Raw genomic sequence first — 7,436 nt, 5'->3', positions numbered from 1 at the left:
GTAGCCACCCACACCAATCAGGCCAATAATCGCCAAAATCTTAATGAGTGCAAACCAAAATTCAATTTCACCAAATAGGCGTACTGTCAGTAGGTTAAGACCCATCACAAACAATACACAGCCTGCGCTAATCATGGCTTGCTGAATTGGAGAAAAGCTCGTGCCATCGGGTAGCCAAAAACCTAAATAGTTAATGACCGCTGAAAGGTCCGCAATACCGACCAGCACCCAGCCTAACCAATAGGTCCAGCCCAAATAGTAACCGGCCCAAGGACCAATCAAGTCATGAGCCATATCAACAAAAGATTTGTAGTGCAGATTTGCAAGGAGCAACTCGCCCATTGCACGCATCATGAAAAAGAACATTCCTCCAATAATCATATAGATCAAAAGGATTGAAGGACCTGCGAGGGAGATAGTTTTGCCCGAGCCCATAAATAGGCCAGTTCCAATTGCACCGCCAATTGCAATCAGTTGTAAATGACGGTTAGACAGTTTTCGTTGCAGATGATCAGGAGAATTTTCTGTATCTGAATGACGAGCCGTTGTCATATTAAAATTCCTTTTTGAATTCCTTTGTTAAGATCAGCAACCTATGGCGAAAATCGAACCGTATGCCATAGGTCGCTGAATCTGTTCACCAAAAAATGACTGGATAAACCGTACCTATCTTCCTTCTGTTAGATACATCATCATTTTTGGAGTAAAAACGAATTACTTTTGTGCTGCCGTCACGGCAATTTCAATGAGCCAGTCTGGATTGACCAGATCGGCCTGAATTGTGGCACGCGATGGAGCAACACACCCTTTTAACCAGTCAACCCAAATTGCATTTACGGTTAAAAAGTCAGAAAGATTTTTCAAATAGAGCTGTGCAGAGAGCAAGCGAGATTTATCGGTATCGGCAAGTGCCAAAAGTTCATCAATCGTTGCAAGAATTTCACGAGTTTGACCAGCCACGTCTTGCTCGGTATTTTTAGGTACCTGACCTGACAGATAAACCACTTTGTTAAAAACAGTCACGGCGCTCATGACTTCGTTAGTGTTGATCTTTTGTATATCTGAATTCGACATTCGGATTTCCTTATACCTGATTAATAAATTGGACACGTGCGGTAACGGCACACATCAGCTCGTAACCCACCGTACTGGATGAAACTGCGACATCATCAATAGGTAAAACGACGCCTGTACTTGATTGGCCCCAAAGCACGACTTCACTGCCGACTTTGGCGCTCTCAATACCCGTTAAATCGACTGCCAACATATCCATGCTGACACGGCCAATTGTACGAGTGAGGACAGAGTCCACTAAAACAGGCGTACCTGTCGGTGAAATACGTTGATAACCATCGGCATAGCCACAAGCAACAATCCCAATCGTTATGGGTTGCTCTGTGACAAAGTTTGAGCCATACCCTACGCTTTCATTCGCATCTAAATGCTGAACGGAAATAATTTCGCTGCGTAAGCTCATGGTCGGTTGTAAACCCCAGTCCGCAATACTATGCATTGGGTAATCTGGCGAGCTGCCATAGAGCATGATGCCGCTACGTGCATAATCTGATTTGAGCTGGTCTTGATAGCGTAGAATTGCCGCGCTATTACTTACCGACCTTTCACCCGGTAAATTTTTTACAATTTCTTCAAAGACATTAATTTGATAATCAATGCCCTGCTGGCCAAAACGATCGCCATCTGCATCTGAAAAATGCATCATGTGCGCAATCTTGGACACATTTGCCAAGTTATTTAAACGTTCCCACGCCTGAACATAGTGTTGTGGTTTAAAACCAAGACGGTTCATACCACTGTTCATTTTTAGGCAAACTTCAAATTGAGCTGGATAAGGATGTTTTTGAACCCACTCAATCTGCTCTTCACTATGGATGGTGAAACTAAGCTGATACTGCACACAATCAAATAAGTCTTGAGGAGAAAAAATCCCTTCGAGCAACAAAATTGGACCGGTCCAACCTAAAGCACGAATTCGTTTTGCTTCATCAAGATCCAGCAATGCAAAGCCGTCTGCCGCTTTAAATGCTTCATAAACACGTTCAATTCCATGTCCATAAGCATTGGCTTTTACAACGGCAAAAACCTTACTGTTTGGCATAGCCTTGCGTACCACCGCCAAGTTGTTTTGTAAGGCTTGACGGTGGATGACTGCGGTAATAGGACGAGGCATGATTACTTTCCTAACGTCCGTTATGCAGCATGCGCATGAGAATAGCGCTGAATTGAAAGACCATCTGTACTGATTTCAGTCTTATGATTCAATACGATGTCACTGATTAATTTTCCTGAACCACATGCCATGGTCCAACCTAAAGTACCGTGACCCGTATTCAAGAACAGATTTTTAAAGCGAGTCGCACCAATAATTGGGGTACTGTCTGGTGTCATTGGACGTAAACCGGTCCAGAAAGATGCCTGAGCCATATCACCGCCCGGGAACAAGTCCTGAGTGACCATTTGCAAGGTTGCACGGCGGTCGTCGTTCAGACCTAAATTGAAACCACTTAACTCTGCCATTCCACCTACACGAATACGTTGGTCAAAACGAGTAATCGCAATTTTGTAAGTTTCATCAAGCACCGTAGATTGCGGAGCAAAAGCAGGGTCAACAATAGGAATCGTTAACGAATAACCTTTCACAGGATATACAGGCAACTGTAAATCAAGTGGTTTCAAGAAATCACGTGAATAGCTACCAAACGCTAAAACATAACGGTCAGCAGTTAAAACTTTACCATTGACCTGAACGCCCTTAATTTCATCGCCTTCAACAATCAATTTTTCTACGTTTTGGTTGAACTGGAAGTTAACACCCAATTCTTTGGCAATTTGAGCTAAAGCATTGGTAAATAAATAACAGTCACCTGTCTCATCATTTGGTAAATGTAAACCACCAACCAGTTTATCTTGCGTATTTGCCAACGCTGGTTCTACACGACCAAGTTCGTTGCCATTTAATAATTCGTAACTTACGCCGCATTCTTGTAGCACGCTAATGTCGCGTTGAACTGCTTCCATTTGTGCTTCTTTACGGAATAGCTGCAAAGTACCTTTAGCGCGGTTTTCGTAATTAATGCCTGTATCTTTTCTAAGTTCACGTAAGCAATCACGGCTGTATTCAGCCACACGCATCATACGTTCTTTGTTCACAGCATAACTTTGTGGATTACAGTTTTTTAGCATTTGCGCCATCCACTGTAACTGCCACATGCTGCCATCTAAATTAATCGCAAGCGGTGCGTGGTGTTGGAACATCCACTTCACAGCTTTAAAAGGAATTCCTGGTGCTGCCCAAGGGGTCGAATACCCAGGCGAAATTTGACCTGCATTACCAAAACTTGTTTCTTCAGCAGGACCTGACTGACGATCAAGAACAGTGACCTCAGCTCCTTGTTGAGCTAGATAATAGGCACTTGCCACTCCGATAACGCCGCTACCTAATACAATTACGCGCATTTCCATTCCCTCACGCACACCAGTTTATTTAACTAGTATATTTCCGCCTCAATAGTTTATTTCACTGTTTTTCGGGCTATAATCTAGGTAAATTTATGTTTTTATCACAAGAATTTTAAAAAAAGAGGAAATATCTATGCGCCCCTTAGATCGTATAGATCGCATGATTCTGGATATTTTGCAGCGTGAAGGACGAATTGCGATTAGTGAGTTGGCATCGAGAGTCAACCTGTCGACCACCCCCTGTTCAGAGCGTGTCAAGCGACTTGAACGCGATGGCATCATCATGGGTTATTTCGCACGACTAAACCCAGCCTACGTTGACCGCAATCTGCTTGTTTTTTTAGAAATTAAGTTATCTGCCAAATCTGGCGATGTATTTGATCAGGTTGCCAGAGATTTAGTCGAGATTCCTGAAGTACTCGAATGTCACCTCATTTCAGGTGAGTTTGACTATCTTGTAAAAGCACGCTTAAAAGAAATGAGTGCCTACCGCCGCTTGTTAGGAGATCTGTTAAAGAAACTCCCCGCTTCGGCATCTTCACATAGTTATGTGGTCATGGAAGAAGTTAAAGAAACTTTATATCTAGATGTGAGCAAGTAAAGCGAGGCCACTATTGAACTCGCTTTACCCACTTTTGAACATTAGAAATATTTTAAAATCGAAATATGTTTGTTTTGATGTTTGAATTTCGAGAACCATTTAACAGCAGGATAAAGCGCAAAAGACAACACAATCGTGATTAACCACAGCATCCATACATGGTTAAACGATAAATAGTTGCCATGGTTGGCTCCCCACACACTTATTGCAAACACATACATCAGTTTCAACACATATAAATGCAGTAAATAAAAGAACATAGGAACCGAACCAAACACTACCAATGGTTTTAAAAATGAATATTGCTGCATACGTTCAAAAGCAACCAGCACAATTAAACCAATTCCAACATTCAGCAAAATAAATAATAAAGATGGTGGATACTTGGTAAGGTTAAAAAAGCTCATTAAAGTGAGTTGTAATGACTCAAAATGTTGCCACGGCTGGTCACCATAGATATTGATAAAACGCAGTACAACAAACAATCCAATACTTGCCAGACCGATACTCAATAAATAGCAGCTTCTTTGTTTTGCAGTATATTTTGAACTAAAGAATTGGCCTAAAACATACCCCAGCCAAATAACACCAATCCAAGGCAAAACCGGATAGCTTGTGCGAAGCTTTATACCTGCAAACTCAATCCAGCCACGCTCGTGCAAAACAAACCATATATTCTGTAAAAAACCATTTGTAAAATGCACAGAATCTAATAAGTTATGCCCAAAAATAATCACCAAAGCTGCGCCAGTAAGAACAGGTAAAGGCAAACTCACACAGCCTGCCAACACCACCATGCTAATACCAATCGCCCATATCACCTGTAAATAAATGACTTCTGGTGGAAAAGTTGCTGTCCAAGCAAAGTTCACCAATGTCAGCTCTAACACAATTAAAAATAGACCACGCTTCAATAAAAACGCACGGGTTTGCTGTAAATCTTGTTTTTTTGAATGAAATAAAAAAGCCGAAACACCGGTTAAAAGAACAAAAACCGGAGCACAAATATGTGCCAATAACCGACTACCAAATAATGCAGGTTCAGTCACTGTTACATCCATTGGATCTATGACCTGCTTATGTAAATAGAAAGTTTCTCTTACATGGTCGAGCAACATAATTAGGATGACCAACCCACGTAAGGCATCAATCGACTGTAAACGCTCAATATTTTTTTCTAAAGACATAGCGATAATCAATAAAATAATGTAACGTTATATTATTACATTTAATTCCTTTTGTCTTTTATGGCTGCTCATTTATGCAACACAAATTAGGATTGTTGTCTTCGTTAGGGTTATCGTTTATATCGACACTCAGTTGGGGAGAAGAAACGTCAACGGTACTTGAGACCATACGTATTCAAGCTGAAAGCACCAAAGAAGATATGAGCCGAAATAGCTCGGCGACTAAATTTTCTCACGATGTTTTGGATGTCCCTTTCAACCGTGATTTTGTTTCTAAACAGACCATGGAACAACAGGACGTTCAACGGATTGATGATGCATTAACTTTAGTCAGTGGCGTTTTTCATCAAAATAATTATGGCGGCGGCTTTTGGGATAACTACTCTTTCCGAGGTTTTAGTGGCGACCCAAATTTAGGCGCAGCCATGATTCGAAACGGCTTGAGTGTAAACCGAGGGATTAGTGCTCCAAAAGATGTTGTAAACATTGACTCTTTAGAATTTTTAAAAGGGCCAATGGCTGCGCTATATGGCCGCGGCGAAACAGGAGGTTTGCTTAACCTCAACAGTAAAAAACCACTGTGGGAAAGCGAAAGTGAAGTTAACTTACGTGCTAATACACAAGAACAATATCGAATAAGTCTAGAGCATACTGCGCCGATTAACGATGAACTGGCCTATCGGTTAGCAGTTGCCCACGAAGATAATCAAAGCTTCCGTGATCATGTCAGCAGTGAACGCTGGTTCTTTTCACCACAGCTCACATGGAAAATTTCAGACCAAACGCAACTCGACTTTGACAGTGAATTTACAGAGCACAAAGGAACCTTTGACCGTGGTGTAAGCACAGTCAATCACCAGTTTGTGATGGACCCGAAAACCTTTACAGGGGAACCTGATGACGGCGATATGAAAGTAAAAGATTACTTTTACCAGTTACGTCTTAGTCACGAGTTTAGCCCTGACTGGAAACTGAACAGTGCGGTCAGTTATAAAGATGCTCAAATGGTCGGCTTTTCGACCGAACCACGACGCCTACAAGCCGATGGTCGTACTTTAGAGCGCCAACGCCGCTATCGTGATTATCAAAGTGAAGATGTGCTGGCTCAGACAGAATTGCTTGGCAAAATTGATACATCTTGGGCTCGACATGAAATTTTAGTTTCAACTGAACTTGGTCAACTCGACTATAAGCAAAACCAGCTTCGTCGTAACCACAGCTCAGGTATGCCAAATACAATTGATATTTACCAACCTGAGTATGGCAAATATTTACCAGATTTAGCACCGTTCACCAACACCAAAGAGCGCCAACGCTATTTCGCACTCAATGTACAAGACCAGATCTTTTTTAATGATCAGTGGAATGTGTTATTCGGCAACCGTTTTGATCAGGTCGAACAAGACTTTAAAAATCATTTGACTCAGACCGAAAGCAACCAGACCCTTCATCAAAATAGTCCGCGTTTCGGAGTAAATTTTAAAGCCTCTGACCAATGGGCTTTTTATACGAACTATGGTCGCTCATTTGCGATGAATAGCGGTATGAACCGAAATGGACAAACCTTTGCTCCTGAAAAAGGGGAAAGCTATGAGGTTGGTACAAAATATAAGATTAACGACCAAAGTGTGCTTAGTCTCGCTCTGTTTAAAATGAAAAAACAAAATGTGCTGACAACAGATCCAATCGACAATGCATTCCAAACAGCTGCTGGTGAAGTTAGCAGTAAAGGGATTGAATTTGACTTAAATAGCCAAATCACTGATCGCTGGCTCATCAATGCCAACTATAGTTATACCGATGCTCAAATTGAAAAAGACCAAGACCTAGCAAAAGGTGCACGTCTAAGCAATGTGCCAAAACACCAAAGCTCAGTGAGCACCAATTATGAATTCCTGCAAGAAGGCACGAAAAAGGCAGGTGTAGGTGCCAACTTCACCTATGTCGGTGAGCGCAGTGGTCATAACATTGATAATGGATTTAACTTACCGAGTTATACGCTGGTCAATTTAAATGGCTACTATGCCCCATCCGACCGCTTACGTTATCAGCTGAATGTAAATAACTTGTTTGATAAAACTTACTATATTTCAAGCTATAGCGATTTATGGGTTCAACCAGGTGAACCACTGAACGCTTCAATTTCGGCACAGTGGAAATTTTAATTCATC

Annotated in this window: 7 protein-coding genes; 2 read left to right on the top strand and 5 right to left on the bottom strand. The window is 41.6% G+C overall.

What is annotated here, in order from left to right; translation table 11 throughout:
• The 4 genes from NL42_RS11790 to NL42_RS11775 all read right to left on the bottom strand — a co-directional run.
• A partial coding sequence (locus NL42_RS11790) for an amino acid permease (RefSeq protein ID WP_461312881.1) occupies positions 1-552 on the bottom strand: 552 nt, incomplete at its 3' end.
• Between the two features lie 162 nt (positions 553-714).
• Complete coding sequence (locus NL42_RS11785; protein WP_461312880.1) at positions 715-1,074, bottom strand: RidA family protein; 360 nt, start codon at positions 1,072-1,074, stop codon at positions 715-717.
• A 10-nt stretch (positions 1,075-1,084) separates the two neighbouring features.
• Complete coding sequence (gene alr, locus NL42_RS11780; RefSeq protein ID WP_461312879.1) at positions 1,085-2,188, bottom strand: alanine racemase; 1,104 nt, start codon at positions 2,186-2,188, stop codon at positions 1,085-1,087.
• Positions 2,189-2,208: 20 nt separating this feature from the next.
• Complete coding sequence (locus NL42_RS11775; protein ID WP_209735219.1) at positions 2,209-3,474, bottom strand: D-amino acid dehydrogenase; 1,266 nt, start codon at positions 3,472-3,474, stop codon at positions 2,209-2,211.
• A 136-nt stretch (positions 3,475-3,610) separates the two neighbouring features.
• On the opposite strand from NL42_RS11775, the gene NL42_RS11770 reads away from it, so the two are divergent.
• Complete coding sequence (locus tag NL42_RS11770; RefSeq protein WP_003655656.1) at positions 3,611-4,078, top strand: Lrp/AsnC ligand binding domain-containing protein; 468 nt, start codon at positions 3,611-3,613, stop codon at positions 4,076-4,078.
• Between the two features lie 41 nt (positions 4,079-4,119).
• On the opposite strand, the gene NL42_RS11765 is transcribed toward NL42_RS11770, so the two are convergent.
• Complete coding sequence (locus tag NL42_RS11765; protein ID WP_461312878.1) at positions 4,120-5,265, bottom strand: DUF1624 domain-containing protein; 1,146 nt, start codon at positions 5,263-5,265, stop codon at positions 4,120-4,122.
• Between the two features lie 74 nt (positions 5,266-5,339).
• On the opposite strand from NL42_RS11765, the gene NL42_RS11760 reads away from it, so the two are divergent.
• Complete coding sequence (locus NL42_RS11760) at positions 5,340-7,430, top strand: TonB-dependent siderophore receptor (protein ID WP_461312877.1); 2,091 nt, start codon at positions 5,340-5,342, stop codon at positions 7,428-7,430.
• Positions 7,431-7,436 lie beyond the last annotated feature (6 nt).

It is taken from the genome of Acinetobacter sp. GN11 (assembly GCF_054823985.1).
Note: the sequence above shows the minus strand (reverse complement) of the source record. Positions and strands in the feature narration are given on the sequence as shown.

Excerpts from the sequence above, each read along its gene's own strand:
- alr (WP_461312879.1), bottom strand. The coding sequence starts at position 2,188 with ATGCCTCGTCCTATTACCGCAGTCATCCACCGTCAAGCCTTACAAAAC.
- NL42_RS11770 (WP_003655656.1), top strand. The coding sequence starts at position 3,611 with ATGCGCCCCTTAGATCGTATAGATCGCATGATTCTGGATATTTTGCAG.
- NL42_RS11785 (WP_461312880.1), bottom strand. The coding sequence starts at position 1,074 with ATGTCGAATTCAGATATACAAAAGATCAACACTAACGAAGTCATGAGC.
- NL42_RS11760 (WP_461312877.1), top strand. The coding sequence starts at position 5,340 with ATGCAACACAAATTAGGATTGTTGTCTTCGTTAGGGTTATCGTTTATA.
- NL42_RS11765 (WP_461312878.1), bottom strand. The coding sequence starts at position 5,265 with ATGTCTTTAGAAAAAAATATTGAGCGTTTACAGTCGATTGATGCCTTA.
- NL42_RS11775 (WP_209735219.1), bottom strand. The coding sequence starts at position 3,474 with ATGCGCGTAATTGTATTAGGTAGCGGCGTTATCGGAGTGGCAAGTGCC.